The 21,834-nt window shown below is 43.7% G+C and carries 25 protein-coding genes; 15 read left to right on the top strand and 10 right to left on the bottom strand.

Going from position 1 to position 21,834, the window contains the following annotated elements; genetic code table 11:
- From D4N35_RS01585 to D4N35_RS01575, 3 genes are read left to right on the top strand one after another with little or no spacing between them, the layout of a single operon-like run.
- Positions 1-837 (top strand): ABC transporter permease, encoded by an 837-nt coding sequence (locus D4N35_RS01585; RefSeq protein ID WP_120068889.1) that lies wholly within the window; start codon positions 1-3, stop codon positions 835-837.
- Positions 838-866: 29 nt separating this feature from the next.
- Positions 867-3,203, top strand: coding sequence for an FtsX-like permease family protein (locus D4N35_RS01580; protein ID WP_120068887.1), 2,337 nt, complete (start codon positions 867-869; stop codon positions 3,201-3,203).
- Between the two features lie 11 nt (positions 3,204-3,214).
- Positions 3,215-3,979, top strand: a complete 765-nt coding sequence (locus D4N35_RS01575; protein WP_120068884.1) for an ABC transporter ATP-binding protein — start codon at positions 3,215-3,217, stop codon at positions 3,977-3,979.
- Between the two features lie 183 nt (positions 3,980-4,162).
- On the opposite strand, the gene D4N35_RS17995 is transcribed toward D4N35_RS01575, so the two are convergent.
- The 4 genes from D4N35_RS17995 to D4N35_RS01560 form a co-directional block, all read right to left on the bottom strand.
- Positions 4,163-4,315, bottom strand: coding sequence for a hypothetical protein (locus tag D4N35_RS17995; protein ID WP_164876254.1), 153 nt, complete (start codon positions 4,313-4,315; stop codon positions 4,163-4,165).
- Positions 4,316-4,384: 69 nt separating this feature from the next.
- The gene (locus tag D4N35_RS01570) at positions 4,385-5,701 is read right to left on the bottom strand and encodes a nucleobase:cation symporter-2 family protein (RefSeq protein WP_120068880.1); all 1,317 of its coding nucleotides are present in this window, start codon (positions 5,699-5,701) and stop codon (positions 4,385-4,387) included.
- Positions 5,702-6,355: 654 nt separating this feature from the next.
- Complete coding sequence (locus tag D4N35_RS01565) at positions 6,356-7,240, bottom strand: GNAT family N-acetyltransferase (protein WP_120068874.1); 885 nt, start codon at positions 7,238-7,240, stop codon at positions 6,356-6,358.
- A gap of 31 nt (positions 7,241-7,271) precedes the next feature.
- Positions 7,272-7,853, bottom strand: coding sequence for an LOG family protein (locus D4N35_RS01560; protein WP_120069012.1), 582 nt, complete (start codon positions 7,851-7,853; stop codon positions 7,272-7,274).
- Between the two features lie 154 nt (positions 7,854-8,007).
- On the opposite strand from D4N35_RS01560, the gene D4N35_RS01555 reads away from it, so the two are divergent.
- The 3 genes from D4N35_RS01555 to D4N35_RS01545 all read left to right on the top strand — a co-directional run bounded on the left by D4N35_RS01555 (position 8,008) and on the right by D4N35_RS01545 (position 10,188).
- Positions 8,008-8,949, top strand: a complete 942-nt coding sequence (locus D4N35_RS01555; RefSeq protein WP_164876253.1) for a DMT family transporter — start codon at positions 8,008-8,010, stop codon at positions 8,947-8,949.
- Positions 8,950-9,023: 74 nt separating this feature from the next.
- Entirely contained in the window at positions 9,024-9,698 is a 675-nt protein-coding gene (locus D4N35_RS01550) for an RluA family pseudouridine synthase (RefSeq protein ID WP_120068871.1), read from the top strand.
- 58 nt (positions 9,699-9,756) lie between these two features.
- Entirely contained in the window at positions 9,757-10,188 is a 432-nt protein-coding gene (locus D4N35_RS01545) for an acyl-CoA thioesterase (protein ID WP_120068867.1), read from the top strand.
- A gap of 320 nt (positions 10,189-10,508) precedes the next feature.
- On the opposite strand, the gene D4N35_RS01540 is transcribed toward D4N35_RS01545, so the two are convergent.
- The gene (locus D4N35_RS01540) at positions 10,509-10,934 is read right to left on the bottom strand and encodes a putative periplasmic lipoprotein (protein WP_120068864.1); all 426 of its coding nucleotides are present in this window, start codon (positions 10,932-10,934) and stop codon (positions 10,509-10,511) included.
- Between the two features lie 216 nt (positions 10,935-11,150).
- On the opposite strand from D4N35_RS01540, the gene D4N35_RS01535 reads away from it, so the two are divergent.
- Together D4N35_RS01535 and D4N35_RS01530 are read left to right on the top strand one after the other, a co-directional pair.
- Complete coding sequence (locus tag D4N35_RS01535) at positions 11,151-12,221, top strand: NCS2 family permease (RefSeq protein ID WP_120068860.1); 1,071 nt, start codon at positions 11,151-11,153, stop codon at positions 12,219-12,221.
- A 12-nt stretch (positions 12,222-12,233) separates the two neighbouring features.
- Positions 12,234-12,785, top strand: coding sequence for a phosphoribosyltransferase family protein (locus D4N35_RS01530; protein WP_120068857.1), 552 nt, complete (start codon positions 12,234-12,236; stop codon positions 12,783-12,785).
- A gap of 48 nt (positions 12,786-12,833) precedes the next feature.
- Here D4N35_RS01530 and D4N35_RS01525 read toward each other — a convergent pair whose 3' ends face one another.
- A complete protein-coding gene (locus D4N35_RS01525; RefSeq protein ID WP_120068853.1) occupies positions 12,834-13,058 on the bottom strand; it encodes a hypothetical protein in 225 nt (74 codons plus the stop codon).
- Between the two features lie 4 nt (positions 13,059-13,062).
- A complete protein-coding gene (locus D4N35_RS01520; protein WP_120068850.1) occupies positions 13,063-13,383 on the bottom strand; it encodes a YbjQ family protein in 321 nt (106 codons plus the stop codon).
- 140 nt (positions 13,384-13,523) lie between these two features.
- On the opposite strand from D4N35_RS01520, the gene D4N35_RS01515 reads away from it, so the two are divergent.
- From D4N35_RS01515 to D4N35_RS17990, 3 genes are all read left to right on the top strand, one after another.
- Entirely contained in the window at positions 13,524-15,740 is a 2,217-nt protein-coding gene (locus D4N35_RS01515; RefSeq protein WP_208646253.1) for a YhgE/Pip domain-containing protein, read from the top strand.
- Between the two features lie 122 nt (positions 15,741-15,862).
- Positions 15,863-17,827: an aconitate hydratase gene (locus D4N35_RS01510; RefSeq protein WP_120068847.1), complete on the top strand. Its 1,965-nt coding sequence runs from the start codon at positions 15,863-15,865 to the stop codon at positions 17,825-17,827.
- Positions 17,828-17,877: 50 nt separating this feature from the next.
- Positions 17,878-18,048 (top strand): hypothetical protein, encoded by a 171-nt coding sequence (locus tag D4N35_RS17990; protein ID WP_164876252.1) that lies wholly within the window; start codon positions 17,878-17,880, stop codon positions 18,046-18,048.
- Positions 18,049-18,125: 77 nt separating this feature from the next.
- Here D4N35_RS17990 and D4N35_RS01505 read toward each other — a convergent pair whose 3' ends face one another.
- Together D4N35_RS01505 and D4N35_RS01500 are read right to left on the bottom strand one after the other, a co-directional pair.
- Positions 18,126-18,326, bottom strand: coding sequence for a heavy-metal-associated domain-containing protein (locus D4N35_RS01505; protein WP_235870255.1), 201 nt, complete (start codon positions 18,324-18,326; stop codon positions 18,126-18,128).
- 106 nt (positions 18,327-18,432) lie between these two features.
- Entirely contained in the window at positions 18,433-19,275 is an 843-nt protein-coding gene (locus D4N35_RS01500) for an MBL fold metallo-hydrolase (protein WP_120068842.1), read from the bottom strand.
- A 228-nt stretch (positions 19,276-19,503) separates the two neighbouring features.
- Between D4N35_RS01500 and D4N35_RS17985 the strand changes: the two genes are divergently transcribed.
- Positions 19,504-19,671: a hypothetical protein gene (locus D4N35_RS17985; RefSeq protein ID WP_164876251.1), complete on the top strand. Its 168-nt coding sequence runs from the start codon at positions 19,504-19,506 to the stop codon at positions 19,669-19,671.
- A 76-nt stretch (positions 19,672-19,747) separates the two neighbouring features.
- On the opposite strand, the gene D4N35_RS01495 is transcribed toward D4N35_RS17985, so the two are convergent.
- Positions 19,748-19,849, bottom strand: a complete 102-nt coding sequence (locus tag D4N35_RS01495) for a YjcZ family sporulation protein (protein ID WP_120068839.1) — start codon at positions 19,847-19,849, stop codon at positions 19,748-19,750.
- 266 nt (positions 19,850-20,115) lie between these two features.
- Here D4N35_RS01495 and D4N35_RS17980 point away from each other — a divergent pair, with 266 nt between their 5' ends.
- The 3 genes from D4N35_RS17980 to D4N35_RS01485 all read left to right on the top strand — a co-directional run bounded on the left by D4N35_RS17980 (position 20,116) and on the right by D4N35_RS01485 (position 21,830).
- Positions 20,116-20,289 carry a hypothetical protein gene (locus D4N35_RS17980; RefSeq protein ID WP_164876250.1) on the top strand — a complete coding sequence of 58 codons (174 nt, stop codon included), beginning with the start codon at positions 20,116-20,118 and terminating at the stop codon, positions 20,287-20,289.
- A gap of 98 nt (positions 20,290-20,387) precedes the next feature.
- A complete protein-coding gene (locus tag D4N35_RS01490; RefSeq protein ID WP_235870248.1) occupies positions 20,388-20,951 on the top strand; it encodes a hypothetical protein in 564 nt (187 codons plus the stop codon).
- 75 nt (positions 20,952-21,026) lie between these two features.
- Positions 21,027-21,830, top strand: coding sequence for an ABC transporter ATP-binding protein (locus tag D4N35_RS01485; RefSeq protein ID WP_120068836.1), 804 nt, complete (start codon positions 21,027-21,029; stop codon positions 21,828-21,830).
- Positions 21,831-21,834 lie beyond the last annotated feature (4 nt).

The raw sequence follows: 21,834 nt of genomic DNA, 5'->3' as shown, positions 1-21,834 counted from the left end.
GTGCGCATCGTTTTGGCATTATGGTTGAGGAATATAAAATTGTTTGTCAGAAACCGCGTACAGTTGGTATTGATTCTGGTCATGCCGTTTTTCTATTTGTACTTGCTGAGCACCATATTTAAAAGCGCCTATATCAGCAATTCCGTCAATTATGTATTGGCTGGAATCGTCATCATCGTCGTTTTTCAAACATCTTTGAATATCGCGACTTCCACGATTGAAGATATTGTTTCCGGATATATGAAAGAAGTCCTTGTCAGTCCGGTGAAAAGAATTCAGATCGCAGCCGGCCAAATATTGTCTTCCACAACAGTAGCCACCATTCAAGGGATGCTGATTCTGATTGTCGGTTATTTTATCGGCTTGAAATACACCTCTATTCTAACTCCCATCGCAGTAATGGCTTCCATGATATTTGTAGGGCTTGTATTTTCTTCTTTCGGTTTATTTTTGGCAGCATCCGTCAAAAGTTCCCAGACATTTCAAATCATTTCCATGGCTGTGACGACGCCCATCACTTTTTTATGCGGGGTCTATGTGCCGCTCAGCCTGCTTCCCAATGGCCTTCAATATATCGCTCTCATCAATCCGATGACTTATGCCGCAGCATTTTTTAGAACATTGACATTGGAAAAAATGTCACTGCCGGCGGATGAATTGATTGCAGAACAGCTTGCATTTAAGGTCAGCGGCTTTGTGATCACCCCCCAAATCAGTTTCGTCATCATTTTGATTTTCGGAACACTGTTTTTGATTCTTTCAAGCGCAGCTTTTACGAAAGTTGATTTTTCAATGATGAACCGTTCGAGAGGCCATAAAGATATATTTCAGCAGTAGGTTCATGTTTAACGGAAGGAGGGGGAAAAGTGCTGATTAAAATGGTGAGGGCCGATTTTCGGAAAAACAAGGCCATCACAGCGGTGCTGTTCGTTTTTATCATGATGTCCGCACTGCTTACTGCCAGCGGGACTAATATGATGGCCGAAATGGCCAATTCTTTGAATGCCCTGTTTACAAAATCGGATGCCCCGCATTTTGTCCAAATGCATACAGGGGAAATCAATCACGGAGAGATTGACAAATTTGCTGAAAACAACAACCTTGTAAAAAGGAATCAGACCGTGGAAATGATTCTTATTGACGGCTTTAACATTGATATGGGCGGCGCTTCCGCCGGAGAAAAAAACAATGTGATGGATCATTATTTCATGAAACAAAACGAGTCATTTGATTTTTTGCTGAACTTGAAAAGCGAGATCATCAACGTTTCGCCAGGAGAAATTGCTGTCCCGATCTATTACATGCAGCGTGAAAACATAAAGATCGGCGACAAAGTAAAAATTTCATCTCAGAGCTTTCAGATGGAATTCACAGTTGTTGACTTCGTACGTGACGTTCAAATGAATCCGTCCATCATTCATTCCAAGCGTTTCGTCGTAAATGAATCCGACCTGGAAACGCTGAATGGGGATTTTGGTACAGTTGAATATTTGATAGAATTTCAGCTCCATGATTTAGGCTCATTAAGTGCATTCAGAAATGCGTATGAATCATCAAGCATGCCGAAGGAAGGGCCAACTATTGACATTCATTTGTTTAAGACATTGAATGCTGTCACAGATGGGATTGTGGCAGCCGTCATCATATTGATCAGCCTTCTTCTGGGTATCATAGCGATACTCTGTATCAGATTTATCCTGCTCGCTGCTGTTGAAGAAGACTATAGGGAAATCGGAGTCATGAAAGCGATCGGCATTGGACAGCTTGAGATAAAGAAACTGTATGTACTCAAATATGCTGCCTTGGGAGCTGCAGCTTCCATTATGGGATACGCCGGATCCTTGTTCCTTAATCATTTGTTTACATCCAATATTACATTGTACATGGGCACTGCAGAAAAGGGCGCCTTACTCAATTTGATTCCTGTGATTGCAGTCATCTTGGTTCTTTTGTTTGTTCTGTTCTTTTGCTTTTTTACTCTCCGAAGGTTTAATACAATTACACCAATAGAGGCATTGAGAGAAGGAAGTATTGGAGAAACGGGAAAGAGCAGGCTGAATATGTCCATCAATAAAAGGAAAAGGCTGAATATTCACGTAACTATCGGTTTAAAGGATGTATTGGGCAGGTTTAAAGTGTACCGGTTATTGTTTTTCGTATTTTTGATCAGTTCCTTTATGATCCTTGTTCCGGTCAACTTTCTTCATACGATCCAGTCTCCGGATTTTATTAACTACATGGGGGTGGAACGGAGCGATATCCGGATTGATTTGCCACAGTCGGAGCAGGCTGCAGAGGAGTTCAGGCAGATCGTTGCCCGGATTGGGAAGGACAGCGATGTCGAGAGGTTTTCTGCAACGGCGACCAGCCGTTTTAAGGTAATGAACAGTGAAGGTATCCAAGAAAATATGATGGTGGAAACGGGTGATTTTTCAACTTTTCCATTGGAGTATTTAAAAGGCAGGGCTCCTTTGCGTGAAAATGAGATTGCATTATCTTATTTGAACAGCAGGGAGTTCGAAAAGAATGTCGGTGATACGATGTCATTTGTGATGGACGGGAAGACGAAAAAAATGGTGGTCAGCGGCATTTACCAGGATGTTACCAATGGCGGGAGAACAGCAAAAGCCATATATCCGTACAATCCTGATACGGTTTTGTCTTATAAAATAAGTGCTGATATAAAGCCGCATGCGAGCATCGATGAGAAAATAGAAGCTTATGCCGGAGCCTTTCAGAAGGCGAAAGTGACAGGCCTGAAGGATTACTTGTTGCGGACCTTTGAAAATACGATCAATCAGCTTAAAGCTTTCACAGTCCTTGCCATAGTGGTTTCCATCTGTATTTCCATGCTGATTACGTCATTATTTTTAAAAATGCTGATGGCAAAAGACCGTTCCCAAATAGCCATTATGAGGAGTATCGGTTTTTGCTTGCGCGATATTCAAATCCAGTATGCAACGAGGTCTATGACAGTCCTTTTCGCCGGCATCATTGCGGGGACGGCTGTATCCAATACAATTGGGCAAAGCCTTGTCAGTTTTTTCATATCTTTTATGGGAGCTCCTGAAATCAAATTTGTGATAGATCCCATCAAGGCTTTTCTTTTATGCCCCCTTATGTTGATCATCGCTGTTGCCGCGGCTGCAATGATAAATCTGACATCAATCAAAAGAACGAATATCGCTGATATGAATGTGTAGGAAGGGAGGGTTTGAAATCAATGATAGAAGCGAGGAATTTATGCAGGACATATGCACTCGGGAAGGAAAATCAATTGAATATCTTGAAAAATGTGAGCTTGCACATCCGCAAAGGAGAATTTGTATCCGTGATGGGGCCTTCCGGTTCCGGCAAGTCGACATTGCTCTATCATTTAAGCGGAATGGATAGGGTGGACTCCGGAGACATCATGTTTAATGGGCAAAACTTGGCTGTACTTTCCGAAAAAGAATTGGCAAGATTGCGGCTAACCGTGATGGGGTTTATCTTTCAACAGTTCCATCTGCTGAAAAACCTTTCAATTCTTGATAATATCATTCTGCCGGGATATGCCGCTAAAAAATATGATCGAAAGACGGTTAATAATAGAGCGGTGAACTTAATGGAAAGGGCAGGAATAGCCGGACTTGCCAATCATGATATTACACAGGTTTCAGGCGGACAGCTTCAAAGAGCGGCTATTTGCCGGGCGCTGATCAACCGGCCCGCCATTATTTTTGGAGATGAACCGACAGGTGCATTAAACTCCAAGGCTGCCGGCGAGATAATGGAAATGCTGAGAGGCCTCAACGAATCCGGAACGACTATTTTATTGGTGACACATGACACAAAGGTCGCGGCAAAAACAGAGCGTATTCTGTATATGAAGGATGGGAAGATCATTGGTGAAAAGGGACTCGGGAAATATAAAATCGGCAGCAATATAGGTGACAGGGAAAAAGAGCTCTCCGCGTGGTTAATGCAGATGGAATTTTAACTTGTAGATAAGACGGCCGGCGATGTCATGTCACATTGCCGGCCATATTATTTTAAGGGGAAGCTCACCCTGATTTTTCTTTACTGAGTAAGAAAGTATAAGATGTTTAGCTTTAAAATTTTGAACAAAGGCTTTTGTTGTCTAGCTCCAGCGCCTATCGACTAGCAGACTTCGCACCTCCTCCTACGATAAGTCAACATCGGCTCGTTCCTCGCCGTGTTGTCCGGCTGCGAGTGCCATCGGCTCGAGGTCATAAGCCAATCGCTGCTGAAGGCAAACTACGCCTTCTTCAGCGCTTGTCTTATGCTTGTCGCCGATAAGCAGGCACTCTCGCACTTCCTTATCCTTTATCTCGTCGGAGGTACTCCAGTCTGTACGTCGATGGGCAAGGCGCTTGCGCTTTTCTTAAGCTATTTCAGATTGAGGATCTGTTGCAATATCGCGGCCGTTTCCTTTGCTGACACCGTTCAATATTAGGTTTAAGGCAACAGCAGCGAATCCGCCTGTGACAATCCCGTTTTCAAAAAGGATCCGTATACTTTGCGGGACATTGGCAAATACTTCGGGAGCAATTGATACTCCCAATCCGAGTCCGACTGATAATGCGACAACGAGTTGATTTTCTGTCCGGCGAAAGTCAACAACCGACAGTTGGCGGATACCTGATGCCATAACCATTCCAAACATGGCAATCATCGCTCCCCCAAGCACAGGATCCGGAATAATCAGAGTCATGGCTGCTACTTTCGGCAATAGGCCGAGTATCACCAGAATACAACCTGAAGCAACAATAACCCTTCTTTGCTTGACTCCCGTCAAAGCAATCAGCCCGACATTTTGTGAAAATGTCGTATAAGGGAAAGCTTGGAAAATTCCGCCGATAATTTGTGCAAGGCCTTCTGCACGCAATCCTTTCTTTATATCATTTCCGGTCAATTTTTTATCAATGACCTCTGCCAGGGCAAAATAAACACCTGTGGCTTCTATCATGCTGACAATGCCGACAAGGGTCATGCTGAGGATCGCACTTAAATGGAACTCCGGCATGCCGAATCGAAACGGTGTAACCATGTGGAACCAGGATGCTTCCCCTACGGTTGAAAAGTCTACAAGTCCCATAAAGGCAGCGATAATTGTACCAATCACCAAAGACGCCAAAACTGAAATCGCTCTCATAAAACCTTGAAAGAAACGATTTAACAGGACGATGATGATAAGGGTAAGCCCGGCGAGCAGCAAATTCGTCAGGCTTCCATAATCAGCTGAATCGGGTTGCCCGGTAATATTGCCCATTGCCGCACCTATGAGGGAGGTACCGATAATAATAACGACTGTGCCCGTAACGACCGGAGGAAAGAAAGGAATAATCCTGTTCATAAATTGAGCCAAAAATATGACTATGGCACCCGAAGCAATTATCGCTCCGAATATAGCCGGCACACCTTGCATCGTACCGATTGCAATCATGGGTCCGACAGCTTGAAAGGCAACTCCCATGATAATTGGCATTCGGATGCCGAAATACTTATTTCCGAGCACTTGTAAAAAGGTTGCAAGACCGCAAGTAAATAAATCAATAGAAATTAAATAGGCGACTTCTGCTTCGTTTAGACCAATGGCAGGACCGACAATCAATGGGACAACGACTGCCCCGCCGTACATGGCGAGCACATGCTGCAGGCCAAATGTTCCCAGTTTCCAAAACCCCAATTGTTTATCCATATGATCCCCTCCTAAATATTGTTGCCTGGGTCCGTTCAGGATGGAGGAGAACCGCGTATGTAGTGTATGGGCAGATAATTCTTGCAATGGCCCGGCAATAGATTTCTTTTGTATATAACCATGTCCACTCACCTCCTCAAATTCATCCATAGTTGTTTAAAGAACATAGGCGCTGGAGCCGGACGCAGCACTAAGTGACAAATAAGTTACTCACAACCTGAGCATTTTATAATTTCCTAAACAACAAAGAAAAAAGCCGCAATTAAAAGAGGCAATAATGCAACTTTTAATTTGCGGCTTCTTTAACCCCGGTCAACAGGGATAATGAAGGGCAATAACTGGTTCGGAACTTTCCTGGTTGAAAGCAAAAAGCTTCCGATTTTCAGTATTTCATTCTATTGTTTGTCTCCCATCCCAAGGAACGGGCTCTCCCTGCCAGGAAAGGTTGTGATCAAGGAAAAAAATGCATGTAAGCGCTTTTACCTAATGTTTATCGTACATGAAGAATTTTAAAAAATCAACACTTTTTGGTATTTTTGGCATTTTCCGATTTTCGTAGGCGCAGGGAAGGGGAAATCAGGACTCTATAATCATTCCCGGCATCATCCCATAGATGGATGCTGCCGGGTTGTTCCTTCTTGTCCACGGTGGGGACTATGTCATGATCTTCTTCATAAACACTTGTTTTAATGGAACTTTTTGATCCGTAAACTCTTCTTTAAATCCGGCTTTTTCCAAAACGTTTATGAGAAGCTTATTTTTTTCGGGAAGATTATAAGTTGAAACAGTGCGGGACTCCGTTTGAAGCAAATGGTTGATCATATACTGAAAGAGCTCCGGTTTGTTTGGCAGTCTTTCGTCTGCCGCACATTGCAAAAGAATGATCTTTCCATTCCTTTTTTGAAATAAGGCATATGCTGCAGCTATTCCGTTACGATCCTTTACAACGATTGATTCACCATTGCGGATAAAATTCCACTGTGTCTTCCACGGAGCATCATGCTGATAGAATGATAGATCGCGAATTTCGTGCGCGAGTCCATGGTGCAATGAATAGCCCGGGATTTCTGGTATATTGCCTAAACTCTTTTCTTCGCTTTCTGTTTTCTTCAGAAATAACAAGTTGTCGACCGTCCTGTATCCGAAGCTTTCATAGAGACGGATTGCACGGTCATTGACAGTAAAAGCTTCAAGGCTTGCAACATCGACTTTCTCTTGCTTGTATAGTTCCATTGTTGACTCCATCAGCTTTCTTGCAATCCCTTTGTCCCGGAAAGAAACGGCCACAGCCGTACCTCCGTTCCAGGCCAGTCTTTTTCCGTTCGTTGTGATGATGCCGTTTAAAATAATGCCGGCGGGAAGGCCGTCATAATAAGCGATAAAAGAATAATCGGGTGATAGCTCGTCCCAGCCGAATCTGAAAGTGAATTGGCCGGCGGTCATCTGCATGTTTACATAATAATCAGCAAATCCTTTATTCCAGGCTTCGCAGGCATCCCTGATGGGAACGTCAATCAATTTTTTGATTTTGAGCATCATTCATACCTCTGATTGAGTATTTTTCTTATTTCTATGTCCGGTCTTCCGTCAGATACGTTTTTACATTTGGAGGCTCGTACGAATCAAATTGGTCCAATAAACCGCCGATCTCCCCGTCGACCAGCGCCATATCCCGAAACTTTTCATCCAAAAACTTTTCTTTCAGCATGTGCTTGTACAGGGTAATGAGAGGGTCATAATATTGGTTGATATTTAAAAGACCGCATGGTTTTTGATGGAGCCCCAGCTGTGCCCATGTATAGATTTCAAAAAATTCCTCGAGTGTTCCGGGCCCTCCAGGAAGAGCGATGAATCCATCCGCGAGGTCGGCCATCTTCGCTTTTCTTTCATGCATGGTATCCACAATAATAAGTTCAGACAAACGGGGGTGGACAATTTCTTTCTTCTTTAAAAATTCAGGCATGACGCCGATGGCATGTCCTCCATTTTCGAGCACGGAGTCCGCTACAGCTCCCATGACACCGACACTTGCTGCCCCATATACAAGTGTTATTTTTCGCTTGGCCAGCTCTTTGCCGACGGCTTTGGCGCCTTCTATATAAACATCGGAACTGCCGGGTCTTGATCCGCAAAAGACAGCAACTGATTTTATCAATATATAAAGCCTCCTTTTAATTATTATATTAAATAACCCATATTTTGTTAAACTTAAGTTATTCTTATATATGATCATTTATTCGAAAGCCTGGCCTTATCGCCGAGTTTTTATAGGAGATTTTTGCCGATCAAACATAGGGAGTGGAATCATGCAGCAGGAGAGCAAGAAAACCTTCGGTATTTATTTGTTATTATTATTGGTCCCTTTATTTTGGGGCGGAGCTTTTGGTGCGGCCAAGCATATCATTACAGAAGTTCCGCCAATTACAACTGCCGCATTGCGCTTCGGGTTGGCAGGCCTGATTTTATTTGCGGCAGCCCGGTTCAGCTCCGAATGGGACAGCAAAAAAATAAAAGAACAATGGGCGGGCCTGCTGTTGATGGCTTTAACTGGCATATTTGGATATAATGTGTTTTTCTTTATGGGGCTTGAATACACATCGGCTGTCAACGGCTCATTGATCGTTGCAACGACCCCTGTTTTTGTTACGCTTGGTGCTGTCCTATTCCTGGGAGAAACCTGGAATGCCCGTTTGGCGCTGGGGCTTATTTTGTCTTTGACAGGGGTCTTGCTTGTTATTATTAATGGGTCTTTTCAAATGTTAATGGCCTTACAGTTCAATGCGGGAGACCTGCTTTTTATTGCTGCCCTTATTTGCTGGGTAGCCCACGGTTTGATTGGCAAAGTTGTCTTGGCGAAAGTTTCACCTTTTTTGACGACAACCGTTACAACGATTGCCGGCTCTATTTTCTTGATATTGCTTTCGTTGTCAGAAAGAGGGTGGGGCAGGGTTTTGAGTATGTCGAACCAGGCATGGATGGAGATGGCATTCATGGTTTTTTGTGCGTCCATCATTGGTTTTTTCCTGTGGAATAAAGGAATTCAGAAAATCGGTGCCAGTAAAGCAAGCATGTATATGAACCTTGTTCCCATCAATGCTGCGTGGATTGCTTTTTTCCTCTACGATGCATCGATCAGCTGGCAGCAAATCGCAGGAATGCTTATGGTCATATTCGGTGTCTATGTGTCTACAACGGACCATAAAAGGTTCGGTTCAAAGCTTGAAAAAGCAGTTGAAAAAGCCAATTAATAAGAGAAACTCTTGTGCATTGGATCCGGCCGGGAGAAGTTTTATTAAGCCATTGAAAGGATTTTGTTACGCAGATGAAGATTCCAATTTTGTATGAAGACAATCACCTCCTCGTGGTGGAAAAGCCCGTGAATGTGCCTGTACAGGGGGATAACAGCGGTGACAAGGATTTGCTTACAGTTTTAAAAGAAGACATTAAGGTTCGCTATCAAAAGCCGGGCAACGTATATCTGGGGCTTGTCCACCGCCTGGACCGCCCGGTTGGAGGCGTGATGGTTTTTGCGAAAACGTCCAAAGCCGCGTCCAGATTGTCTGATGCTATCAGAAGGCAACAGTTCGAAAGGACATATCTTGCCGTTGTCAGGGGTGTTCCGCAGGAAGAAGCGCGGCTCGAGCATTACTTATTTAAAGATCAGCGAAACAATATGGTGAAGACGGTCCCCTCCAATCATAAGCAGGGAAAAAAGTCGATTTTGGAATATAAAGTGGCCGCCAGGGCAGAGAACCTCAGTCTGTTAACTGTCAGGCTTCTTACAGGCCGTTCCCATCAAATCCGGGTCCAGCTTTCGTCCATCGGCCACCCTTTGTATGGAGATCAAAAATACGGACGCAAAGTTAACCGGCCGGGGCAGCAGATTGCATTATGGGCCCATACTCTCGAATTTGAGCATCCAACGAAAAGGGAAATGATCAGATTCGAATCAAGGCCGCCAAAAGAGTATCCATGGAATCTGTGGCGATTTTTTTGATCATGTAATAATATTATGGATGTTGGAAAAGGTATATGTTAGAAAAAGAGGAGATTATATGGAAGAGACAGTTTCATCAAATGTTTCAAGAACGATTCAGACAAAGCTTGTATTGCCGCCGGATACGAATCATTTAGGCACTATTTTTGGAGGCACCGTTTTATCCTACATAGATGAAATTGCTGCTATTGCTGCGATGAAGCATTCGAAGAGAACCGTTGTTACTGCGGCAATAGATACGGTTAATTTTGTATCCTCGGCGAAAAGCGGCGATATTTTAACTTTGGAGGCGTTTGTTCTGTCTACGGGCAATACCTCCATGAAAGTGTATGTCAAAGTGGAAAGCCACGACCTGGCAATCGATGAGAAAAAACTTACAACCACCTCAACGGTTACATTGGTTGCGCTTGATGAAAATGAGAAGCCAACTCCCGTACCGAAGGTGAAATTGGAATCAGACTGGGAAAAAGCATTATTAATGAACAATTGAAGCTCTGCCGCTTAGGCAGAGCTTTTATCTTAGACAAATAAATGAAAAAATGTATAGTCATTGCCCACGAATCCGAAAAACCATCTGGCGCGGTCACTGGATCGAGAGTCGAACGCCCGCAGATCCGAAAAATCCCCTAACGTGGTCACTGGAGGCGGAGTCGAACGCCCGCGGATCCAAAAAATCCCCTGACGCGGTCACTGGAAGTAGAGTCCAACGCCCGCAAATCTGGAAAACCGTATGCTTTTGCGAGAACTTGTCGCGTATTCCGAATTAAGCTTAGTCTGCACGTCGGTGAACAGGCGGTTCCACTTTAGTTCTTATAGAACTTCGTTGAGCATCATACGGTCATTTTCCAAATCAATCACTTTTAGGCGGTTGTCATGTTTAATGAAGATGCTTTTAAACTTTTTATTATGATGTTCATCTTCAAATAGAATCACTCTTTTATTCGGATTGTCAGTTTTTATAACCTGCTCGAACTGATCATTGCCAATTGTATCAAGCACGGTTGGCAATTCTGTATAGCTTGATTGATCTTCATTCACGGCTGAAGAGCCTTCGGATTTTTCCTCTTGCACTTCCGTCTCTTGCACCTCCGTGTTGTCCCGCTGGCCATTTTCCGGCTCTGCTGTTTGCGTCGCCTTACTCTCATCATTGTTAGTTGTATCCTTTGCTTGCTCATCCTTCCCGCTGCATGCTCCCAGTAAAATGGCAGCTAAACATACGATGAATAATTTCTTCAAAGTACAACACCCCACTCTCGTTAAAAAATTTTATGACCGGGTTCATTATAATTTTGCTTTTGTGACAATGCAAAAATAGGAACTTATATCGAAAGAATAAAAAATATTGGAAATTTAGTAATAGGGGTTGAAAAATTCCCTTAAAACCGTACAATATTTATTGTTATTTATTCAATGTTCGTTTTCTGTATATTAAGTGAAAGAATGGAGTGTATTATGGATATCATCAAAGATATATTGGCTGCATTAAGCGTAGTGCTTAACGGACTTCCACAGGGGCTTCTTGCGTTAACGTTCGGATTTGCTTCAGTTCCGACAGCCCTCGCATTTATCGTTGGAGCAGGAGGAAATGCAATTATGGGCTCCGTTCCGGTGATTTCCTATCAGGCGGAAACAATTACGTTGGCAGGAACAATGGGCAAGAATATGCGGGAACGGCTTTCCATGATCTTTTTCGGTGCGATGATCATGGTGCCGATTGGTTTATTCGGCCTATTGGAGAAAATCGTAAACTGGATCGGACCTGTCATCACAAGCGGAATGATGGCCGGTGTTGGTATTATGTTAACCAAAGTGGCTTGGGATATGGCTAAAAACGATAAATTAGTCGGCATTGCTTCCTTTGCCAGCGGACTTATAGTATATATGGCAACTAAGGATCTTGTTTATACGATCACGATTTCAGTTATTCTATCAAGTATCGTTTATTATTTTCTTACAAGAAACAACAAAGCTGAATTGAAAACGGCAGAAAAGGAAAAGATTGTCCGCCAAAAGCTGATCATCAATCCGATGGTTATCCGCGGTGCTTTGGCAATGGTTTGTTTGAACATAGGGGCAAATATCGCCTTTGGTAAAATTAATGGAGAAATTGCGCAAACGAATGTCAATGTCGATGTTCTGACCGTGATCAGCAGCTTGGCGGACATGGTATCGTCATTTTTTGGAGGTGCACCGGTAGAGGTCGTTATTTCAGCAACTTCCAGTGCCCCGCATCCGGTCTGGTCAGGTGTCCTGATGATGGTGATTATGGCTGCCATTTTATTTGCGGGCCTTCTTCCTAAGATTGGACGTTATGTCCCGAGTGCTTCAATTGCAGGTTTTTTATTTGTGTTGGGTGCAATTGTCACATTGCCGGGAAATGCCGCCGCTTCATTTTCTACCGGAGAACCGGCGTCGGGATTGGTCGGCGGGATGACAATGGTTGTTACGGCCATTACCGATCCGTTCCTTGGCATGCTGGCGGGATTGATTATACAATTTTTAATAGGATTATTCGGTTTTTAAGGAGAGGGTTAAATGGAGACTTACACATTGACGATAGGAGATATAAAAAGGGAGCTGCCGATTGTTGCTGTATCGGATGAGCTCAGCATTGCAAGCTTTGTCATCTTGGGAGATACAGAACTTGTGTTATACACTGCACCCATTCTTGCAAGTAAATTGCCGGAAGTGGATGTACTTGTTACGGCAGAAGCGAAGGGGATCCCGCTTGTATATGAACTGTCAAGGCAGCTTGGCATGAAGCAGTATGTGGTTGCACGAAAAAGCATTAAACCGTATATGGAGTCCCCTTTGGTCAACGAAGTGGTATCCATCACCACCCAGAAAAAACAGATATTATGTTTGGACAGTAATGATGTCAAGCAGATTAAAGGAAAAAGAGTTGCCATTATCGACGATGTAATCAGTACAGGGCAATCCGTACGCGGATTGGAGGAGCTTGTCGTCCGGGCGGGCGGAATAGTTGCTGCCAAAGCTGCCATCCTGGCCGAGGGAAACGCGGCAGGAAGAGATGATATCATCTACTTGGAGAAATTGCCGCTTTTTCGAAACAGGCTTTCAAATTAATATGAGGGAAAGGCACCATCCGGTAAAGATCAGATGGTGCCATTTCTATCAATCTTCCTTATAAAACCGCTCGCCGGTTTCAGGATTATAGTAAACCGTCAGTTTTTTGTTTGTCGTCGGGTCGATGGATATTTCATTCGTCCGCTCAAAACCGGCAGGGACTTCCCGGCCATGTTTCTTTTTAAAGCGTTTGTCCCAAATGAACCAGGAGATGATGATTAAAAAAATCAATATCAGTATTTGGAGCCCATAAAAGCCAATGAACCACTTCAACTAACTAGGCCTCTTCCACAACTACTGCTGTTCCATAAGCAATGATTTCACTCATATTCTGCCCGATTTCCCCTGAGTCGAATCTCATCATGGTCACTGCATTGGCTCCCATCAATCTTGCATTTTCCACCATGCGGTCAATTGCCTGTTTTCTGGCATCCTCCAGCATTTCCGTATACTGGCTGATTTCTCCGCCCAATAATCCTTTGAAAGACGCCACAATATCTTTTCCGACCCCTCTTGCTCTTACTGTGATTCCGAACACCGGCCCTTTTGTTTCTATGATTTTGTGGTTGGCGATATTTTCAGATGTTACGATCAGCATGTTTTCTCTTCCTTTCGAAAAGATATGTTATCCCTTTTTTACGTACGGAGATCAGGAAAGTTTCAAAAAATTTATAAGGATTATGAGCAGCAATGTAGGGGTATATTAACATGTATTAACAGCAGAAAAAGGGATGTCTCATGAACCATATTTTACATATCTTTAAAAAAGACCTAAAAAATATCAGTACAAATTGGGCTGCCGCCATTATTGCCGGCGGCCTTGTACTGCTTCCATCCTTATACGCATGGTTGAATATCGCGGCTATGTGGGATCCCTATTCCCATACCGATCAAATTCCGGTGGGCCTTGTCAATGAAGACAAGGGAGCCGTCGTAAGGGATAAACACATTGATGCCGGAAAGGAACTGGTGGATGAACTGAAAGGGAACAAAGACTTGGACTGGCATTTCACCGACCGCAAACAAGCGATGAAGAGCTTGCGAGACGGGGACTATTTTGCAGTTATCATTGTTCCTGAAAATTTTTCGAAACAGTTAGGGACTGTCATTTCAGATCATCCAAAAAAGGCGAAAATCGAATACTACGTGAATGAAAAAATCAACTCAATTTCTCCGAAGATTACACAAAAGGGAGCGTCCATGATTGTTGAGCAAGTCAGCAGCAAGTTTATTGCTACTGTGAATGGAGTTATTTTTGAACTGTTCAATGAAATAGGGATTGAATTGCAGAAAGACTTGCCGGATATCAAACGTTTTGAGCAATATGTGTTCACTTTGGAAGAAGATTTGCCGGAAATTAACAAATTAATCAATGATTCGCTGATAGATGCTTCTTCGGCAGAAGATATGATTGATAAAGCGCAGGGCATGATACCTGAAGCAAGACAATTAACGGGCAATGGCCTGGAAACGATCAATAAGACATCCGCTTTTTTGTCAGATGCGCAAAACAGGCTTAAGCAAATGGCCCCAAAAATCAATGCAGATTTACAAAAAGTCCAAAAGGTCGCATCAGATGTCAATGAATTTCTTGGAAAGGTACAGGGGAAAGAGATTGATTTGAGTAAAGGCGACCAAATCAACAACCAGCTTCAATCCCAGCTAAACGAGGTAATGGGGGCGCTCGATACCATTCAGGCAGTATTGGCGGAGGCCAAAAGCATGAACGGTTCCCAACAAAACGAGGACGCGGATCAAAATGAAGAGGGGAGTGGCAATCAAGGTCAGACCCAGAATAATACGGCCCAAATTGAGCAGGCCATTGAAAAAACGAATCAATTAAAAAGTGATCTTCAGCAAGTACAGGGCAAAGCTTCTGAAATAAACGGACTGCTCAAGGATAAGAAGAAGGAGTTCAATGATACCCTTGCCAGCCTTCAACAGATGGCCGGAAATACTTCTGTCAAAATTGATGCATTTGCAAAGGAATATAAAGAAAATATTGAGCCGGAAGTTATGAATGAAATTTCCAAAGCCCAAAAGACGTTGTCCGGTGCAAGAAATATGCTGACTGAAATACAGGCTTCACTGCCTGAAGTGGAAAAAATATTGGACCGAACAGACAAAAACTTAAAAAAAGGAAAAGATGCCCTCGAGTATGCGCATGGGGAATTTCCTTATGTGAATGAAAAGGTTCGCGAGCTTGCGGATAAAATCAGGAAATTGCAAGGTGAAACGAATCTGAATGAAATTATACAGCTGCTTTTGAATGATCCGAATGCAGAAAGAAGCTTCTTTGAGGAACCTGTTCTGTTAAATGAAAATAAGATTTTTCCGATTAAAAACTATGGAACAGGGATGACCCCGTTTTATACCGTTTTATCGATTTGGGTCGGAGCACTCCTTTTAATATCGCTGCTGTCAACAGATTTAAGAAACCATGAAGACTTTACAGGAAAACAAATTTACTTTGGCAGGCTCTTCACTTTTTTGAGCATAGGATTTTTACAGACGTTGATTGTGGTCTGTGGAGATTTGCTCATCCTTGGAGTCCCTGTCCGGCATCCTTTCTGGATGATTCTATTTGGTCTTTTTATAAGCCTCGTATTTATGCTGATTGTGTACACGCTTGTTTCAGTATTCGGCAACATCGGGAAAGCGTTGGCGATTGTCATGCTTGTTTTGCAGATTGCCGGGTCGGGCGGAACGTATCCTGTCGTTTTGCTGCCGGAATTCTTTCAAATCATCAGTCCGTTTTTGCCTTTTACCTATGCGGTCGACCTGATGAGGGAAGCTGTCGGGGGCATAGTCTGGCAATCGGTCATGCGCGACTTATCTGTTCTGGCTCTATTCGGATTGGCTGCCCTGTTGTTCGGCACCTTCCTGAAAGAACCGGTTAACAGAAAGACGAAAGCATTTCTTGAAAAATCAAGGGAGGCCGACATTTTTCATTAAGCCGTGATGCCGATAATGGAATTTTACATGGACTCGTTGAGGGAGCTATGAATATTTCACTTCTACAATAACAATCCTAATTAAAAGTACGCATTACAAAGTTATGTACAGGAGGAAGTAGGATGCCGCAGAATATTACAGAAAAACTGATCAAGTCCCACCTTGTTTCAGGTGAAATGGTTCCAGGTAAGGAAATCGGGCTAAAAATCGACCAAACGCTGACGCAGGATGCAACCGGAACGATGGTCATGCTGGAATTGGAAGCTATGGGAGTGGAACGGGCCCAAACAGAAGCGTCGGCACAATATGTGGACCATAATATTATCCAAGTCGACAATAAGAATGCAGATGACCATCTGTTTCTACAAAGTGCTACGCGAAGATTTGGTTTATACTACAGCCGGCCTGGAAACGGAGTAAGCCATCCGGTACATATGCAGCGTTTGGCAAAGCCGGGTAAAACCCTGCTCGGGTCAGACAGCCATACTTGTGCAAACGGATGCATGGGGATGCTTGCCATGGGTGCTGGAGGCATGGACGTAGCACTCGCTATTGCCGGCGAACCCATCTATATTAAAATGCCGAAGGTTTGGGGAATCAAGCTCACAGGAGAACTGCCCGACTGGGTAAGTGCCAAGGATATTATTCTTGAGCTTCTTCGCAGATATGACGTCAAAGGCGGCGTCGGGAAAGTGATTGAATACTATGGGCCGGGGCTGAAGCACTTAAGTGCGATGGATCGCCATGTTATTGCAAACATGGGTGCTGAGCTTGGTGCAACTGGAACTGTATTTCCTTCGGATGAAGAAGTCAGGAAATTTTTAAAGGAACAAGGGCGGGAAGACGACTGGATTGAACTCACTGCGGACCGGGGGGCTTCATACGACCTTGAAGAAGAAATCAACCTTTCCGAGTTGGAACCGCTGATTGCCAAACCGTCCAGCCCCGGAAATGTTGTGCCTGTTTCCGAAGTGGCGGGCACCCCCATCTATCAATCCTATATCGGTTCATCGGCAAACCCGGGATACAGGGATTTTGCTGTGGCCGCAGAAATCGTCAAAGGAAAAACGGTAGCCGGCGGCGTTTCATTCGATATCAATCCGACATCCAGACAGATGTTGACTGACCTTGTCAAGGATGGACATATCGCAAGTCTTCTTCAGGCAGGAGCGAGGCTTCATCAGGCAGGCTGCAACGGCTGTATCGGAATGGGACAGGCACCGGCTACAGGAAGGAACAGCTTAAGGACTACCCCACGGAATTTTCCCGGACGCTCGGGAACACAGGAAGACAGTGTGTTTCTATGCAGTCCGGAAATAGCGGCAGCTTCGGCTTTAAAAGGGGAAATCACCGATCCGCGAACGCTTGATATGCCGTATCCAAAGATAAAAGAACCGGAAAATCCGACAGTTGATACGTCTTTGCTGGATGAACCGCTGCCGTATGAAGAAGCAAGGAATGTCGAATTGTACAAAGGGCCAAATATCGCTTCCATCCCGCCTATGGATGCATTGCCTGACGAGATGGAACTGCCGATATTATTGAAAATGGGCGATAACATTTCAACCGATGAAATCTTGGCCGGAGGAGCGCGGGTGCTTCCATACCGAAGCAATCTCCCGGAAATAAGCAAATTCGCTTTTGAGATCATTGATAAGACGTATTACGCAAGAGGCATGGAGAGTGTTGTGGAGGGAGGACACGCTATTGTTGGAGGATTTAACTACGGACAGGGATCCAGCCGGGAACATGCGGCATTGGCTCCGAGATTTCTTGGGCTTCGCGTTGCATTGGTAAAAGACTTTGCACGCATCCACTGGCAAAACCTTGTGAATTTCGGCGTTCTGCCGTTAACGTTTGTAAACGAAGAAGATTATGATCAAATAGAGCAGGGAGACATCCTTCAACTGGGTGATCTTCGGAATAAAGTGCAGCAGGGCAACGAGTTTACAATTAATGTAAAAGGGAAAAATATATCTATACAAGTTTCCCATGCATTGTCTGAAAGACAGGTCGAAGTGATGCTTAAAGGCGGATTGATCAACCTGGTGAAAGAGCGTCTGAATAGGGGACAGACCCTGCTTTAACACTTTAATGCGGCGGGGGACAGACCCCGCAAGTAAAGGAGGAGACTGTAATGGATATTCGGGATAATCATTGCAAAGCCTGCCATGGAACCGGAATGCTGGCTGATGATGAAGGATGGCAGTATAAATGCAGCGTTTGCAGAGGTTCAGGATTTGTAAGCGAAGAAAATTATGAAGCGAGAATCGTGGAAGTGGATGAAAACAACCGGCTGCTGGATTAAAATAGAATTAATATGATAAATAAAAAGGACGGGCTTTTGCCGTCCTTTTAAATGTATGAAATCCGGAACAGATGAGTTTAAGGTAAAATGTCAAAACCGTTTCTAGATAGTGTTGAAAGAATTGCCTCATGCTGCAGTTTCGTTTCACTGTATGAAATTTTCACTTCGCCATCATCTGGATCGACCAAAGCTCTTTCCACCCCATTTAACTGAAGCAGAATCTGCTCAAGCTTTTCGATTGCCTGTTTGTTGTTTGCTACATCCACATATATCGTCATGTCAACCAATCAGGACACCTCCCGTTTCCGACACTATTCACCTTTTTAAAAAATCCATACAAGTGAAGGAATGGACGGGAGCCGTTTACAGGCTTCCCGGCTTTTGCTAATTTAAATATTTTCCGTAATCAGGTATGGCGATTTTATCGAAATCCCTCGCCAGTTTTTCAAGGTTTTGGGACAGTTCTTCCCCTTGCATTGGAATGCCGTGACCTGTAACAGCCGCGGCCGGTTTTAATGCTTCAAGCTTTTTCACGGATTCCCAGGCAGCATGCCAGTCCGGCGTCAAGTACCTGGGAGGTCCGCTGATCTCTTTTTCCTGTGTAAAAACCCTGTACAAATATTCTTGTTTTACCGTTACAAAAGCATCTCCTGCAATCAATACGCCATCACTGTCCCGGAAAAAGGAAACATGTCCGCTGCTGTGGCCGGGCGTGTGAATCCAGCGAAAGCCGGGCAAATGGGGGACCGTTCCGTCCGATGGAAGCCTGTCAACCCGGTCACCCAAATTGATGGGTTCAATTGGAAAGATTGGGGACATTTTGGCCACCATCCCGCCTTCGACGGTCATGTCGGGTTCGGGATAACTTTTTTTGCCTGTCAAGTATGGCAGTTCAAGCTCATGTGCATATACAGGAACATCCCAATGTTCAACAAGCTCGATCAAAGCGCCGACATGATCGAAATGGCCGTGTGTAAGGATAATGGCATCGGGCCTGGTATCAGGACCGTATCGATTCTCGGTTAACGAAATGATCGTATCCGCTGAATGCGGCATTCCCGCATCGATCAGAACAAAACTGGAACCCGGACGGCCAATGAGGGCGATATTGACAATTTGGATTGTATGGTAATAAACATCCGGACGAATTTCATCCCCGGTCCCGCTTTTTAACGACGTAGCAGGAATGTATTTATAGTCACTTCCGTATGACATGCCTTTTTCCATTGCGAATGCCCCCTTGCAATTAAGTGTATAGTGGGTACGCTGAACTACCAATAGCTTTTCCGTGATTGGCCCTTTCATCCATAGAAAATCGGCCATTCTTTTTTTCAGTACGTATATACCCGAAAGATCAATCGTTTAACATTTGGGAAGAAGTGCTTGTTTTTTTATAAAACGAATCGGTAAACCTATAGATGCTCATGTGAGCAATAAAATAAAGCGGGTGACCTGATGAGAAACAATAAAATTCAAATTTTGCCTATTATTGCTTCTGTAGGAATTGGCGCTGCTGCATACAGTATGATGACAGGACGGGGCGGACAGCTTTCAAACATGATTCCGCAAATATCGAACATGGGACAAGGAAAAAGCGGCAATCAAACCCAATCAATGGGATAAAATCGAAAGCCAAGAAACGACTTAAATGTCGTCTCTTGGCTTTTTAAAAATTGCCAGGACAAATGCTGTCCGTTTTTTAGTAAGCGCCGCCGTAGAAAGCTCCAACAATGATTAAGAGGATAAACAATACGACAATCAAGGCAAAGCCCATGCCGTAGCCGCCTCCTGCATAGCTCATAAAAGCACCTCCCTGTCTTTTGGCTTCACTATAGAATATGGGAAATTCCGACACAGGTTAAGACAAGTATCCCAGTATGATAAAAATATACGAATAAACCATGGATCATAGAAAATGACCAGTTTTTGTTCTTTGAATAGTAAAGGATGTTATCCAGCTTGCGATGTGGGAAGGCTGCTTAATAATGATTTGAACATTAAATGAATAAATCAATGAAGTTTCCTCTTTTTATCTGCATAAAATAGCGGGTAGAAGGGGGCTTTTTTATGGATAAAAGAAAGGAAATCTTCCTTATTTTAGCAACAAGCATCTTGGTAGTTTTTACTTTATATATTTTTAGATGCTTCATACCAACGGTAAACAGCAGCAAAGACACAGGACAACTTTTGGAGTGCGGACAAAATTTCGTCTGTCCGATGAAAACAGCAAAGTCAATTTGAAGGGCCGCTCCCGTATTTGGAAAATTTCCCATGCCAGTAATAATTTCGGTTGAATTGCATTCATTATTATGAAGAGCAAGTAACAGGAGATGGAATGCATGAAGCAGCGGCTTTTAAAATGTCTGCACATTGATTTCGTTGATGCACCCGTACATCGTTTTCAAAGCAATACGGACATGCTTGTCATGATTGCCTTATTGTCTGCCATTGCTGCGATATTACAATCCATGGGCGGCTTCCTTCCGGGAATCGGATATGCCATCAGCCCCTTTTCAACTGCTGCGATTTTTTTGGCGAACTGGCTTTTTCCGAAAAGGGGCATACTGGCTTATTTATTAACAATCGTTCTATTATGGATCATTCAACCCAGCGAGTTGGTTGTATTTCCTTTCACGACAGGAATTTTGGGTGTGGTCCTTGGTTTGTCGATGCACTTTTTAAAAAATCGGCTGATAATCGTGTTTCTTTCGGGGGCCGGATTAACGATGGGCATTCAATTTGTGTTATCCGTTCTGCGATTTCCCCTTTTGGGGCCTGTGGCCGAGACCTCGTTCAGTTTACATGTGTTTGTTTATATATTCATTTTTTCCATTGTTTATAGTTGGGTATGGCTCGAAGCCAGTTTTTTCTTCATGAAGAAATACATCCGGCGGAAAAAATAATATTCATTTACACCTTCCCGAAACTCTGCTACTGTAAAATAAACTCTTTATTCTGTAAAAACGGGGATGACATGTATGGACACAATTATATCTCTTGAAGGCGTTTCATGGAAAAGGGACGGAAGGGAAATTCTAAGCGGAATCGATTGGGAAATGAAGAAGGGGGAGCATTGGGGCATTTTAGGGTTGAATGGCTCAGGTAAAACCTCCATCCTGAATATCATATCAGGCTACCATTTTCCATCGGAAGGAAATGTAACGGTGCTCGATTACCCATTCGGGAAATCGTATCTGCCGGATCTTCGCAAGGAGATCGGTTTTGTCAGCAGTTCTTTAAGCCGTTTTTCCCATATTATTGAATATGAATCAATTGAGGAAATCATCGTAAGCGGAAAATTCGCTTCCTTCGGGATCTATGAGGAGGTGGCAAAAGCTGACTGGGAAAAGGCGGATGGCCTGATTGAAAGATTCCGGCTGAACAAGTTGAAGGGGAAGCCGTATCATCTGCTTTCACAAGGGGAGAGAAGAAGGGTCCTGATTGCACGCTCTTTGATGAACGATCCAAAATTATTAATATTGGACGAGCCTTGTTCAGGCCTTGATATTTTATCCCGCGAGCAGGTTCTGGCATTGACGAAAGAAATTGACAGAAGCAACTGCAGCATCATTTATGTCACTCACCATATTGAGGAGCTGGTCGAGGGTATTACACATGTATTGCTGCTGAGTGAGGGGAAAATTGTGGCAGCCGGCCCGAAAGAAGAGGTGTTGAAGGATAAATTATTATCTGAAACGTTTCACCTTCCGGTCAATGTGCGCTGGGAAGAAAACAGGCCGTGGATTTCAGTGGGCCATAATGCAAATGTCAATATTTTATAGGGAA

This window comes from Siminovitchia fortis (genome assembly GCF_003605365.2).
Lineage (GTDB): Bacteria > Bacillota > Bacilli > Bacillales > Bacillaceae_C > Siminovitchia > Siminovitchia fortis.
Note: the sequence above shows the minus strand (reverse complement) of the source record. Positions and strands in the feature narration are given on the sequence as shown.

What these genes read in the sequence shown, in the direction of transcription:
- D4N35_RS01570 (WP_120068880.1), bottom strand. Translation starts at nt 5,701, where the DNA reads ATGGATAAACAATTGGGGTTTTGGAAACTGGGAACATTTGGCCTGCAG.
- D4N35_RS01535 (WP_120068860.1), top strand. Translation starts at nt 11,151, where the DNA reads ATGGATATCATCAAAGATATATTGGCTGCATTAAGCGTAGTGCTTAAC.
- D4N35_RS01545 (WP_120068867.1), top strand. Translation starts at nt 9,757, where the DNA reads ATGGAAGAGACAGTTTCATCAAATGTTTCAAGAACGATTCAGACAAAG.
- D4N35_RS01495 (WP_120068839.1), bottom strand. Translation starts at nt 19,849, where the DNA reads ATGAGCTATGCAGGAGGCGGCTACGGCATGGGCTTTGCCTTGATTGTC.
- D4N35_RS01520 (WP_120068850.1), bottom strand. Translation starts at nt 13,383, where the DNA reads ATGCTGATCGTAACATCTGAAAATATCGCCAACCACAAAATCATAGAA.
- D4N35_RS01530 (WP_120068857.1), top strand. Translation starts at nt 12,234, where the DNA reads ATGGAGACTTACACATTGACGATAGGAGATATAAAAAGGGAGCTGCCG.
- D4N35_RS01510 (WP_120068847.1), top strand. Translation starts at nt 15,863, where the DNA reads ATGCCGCAGAATATTACAGAAAAACTGATCAAGTCCCACCTTGTTTCA.
- D4N35_RS17985 (WP_164876251.1), top strand. Translation starts at nt 19,504, where the DNA reads ATGAGAAACAATAAAATTCAAATTTTGCCTATTATTGCTTCTGTAGGA.
- D4N35_RS01505 (WP_235870255.1), bottom strand. Translation starts at nt 18,326, where the DNA reads ATGACGATATATGTGGATGTAGCAAACAACAAACAGGCAATCGAAAAG.
- D4N35_RS17990 (WP_164876252.1), top strand. Translation starts at nt 17,878, where the DNA reads ATGGATATTCGGGATAATCATTGCAAAGCCTGCCATGGAACCGGAATG.
- D4N35_RS17980 (WP_164876250.1), top strand. Translation starts at nt 20,116, where the DNA reads ATGGATAAAAGAAAGGAAATCTTCCTTATTTTAGCAACAAGCATCTTG.
- D4N35_RS01555 (WP_164876253.1), top strand. Translation starts at nt 8,008, where the DNA reads ATGCAGCAGGAGAGCAAGAAAACCTTCGGTATTTATTTGTTATTATTA.
- D4N35_RS01485 (WP_120068836.1), top strand. Translation starts at nt 21,027, where the DNA reads ATGGACACAATTATATCTCTTGAAGGCGTTTCATGGAAAAGGGACGGA.
- D4N35_RS01515 (WP_208646253.1), top strand. Translation starts at nt 13,524, where the DNA reads ATGAACCATATTTTACATATCTTTAAAAAAGACCTAAAAAATATCAGT.
- D4N35_RS01565 (WP_120068874.1), bottom strand. Translation starts at nt 7,240, where the DNA reads ATGATGCTCAAAATCAAAAAATTGATTGACGTTCCCATCAGGGATGCC.
- D4N35_RS01500 (WP_120068842.1), bottom strand. Translation starts at nt 19,275, where the DNA reads ATGGAAAAAGGCATGTCATACGGAAGTGACTATAAATACATTCCTGCT.
- D4N35_RS01490 (WP_235870248.1), top strand. Translation starts at nt 20,388, where the DNA reads ATGAAGCAGCGGCTTTTAAAATGTCTGCACATTGATTTCGTTGATGCA.
- D4N35_RS01550 (WP_120068871.1), top strand. Translation starts at nt 9,024, where the DNA reads ATGAAGATTCCAATTTTGTATGAAGACAATCACCTCCTCGTGGTGGAA.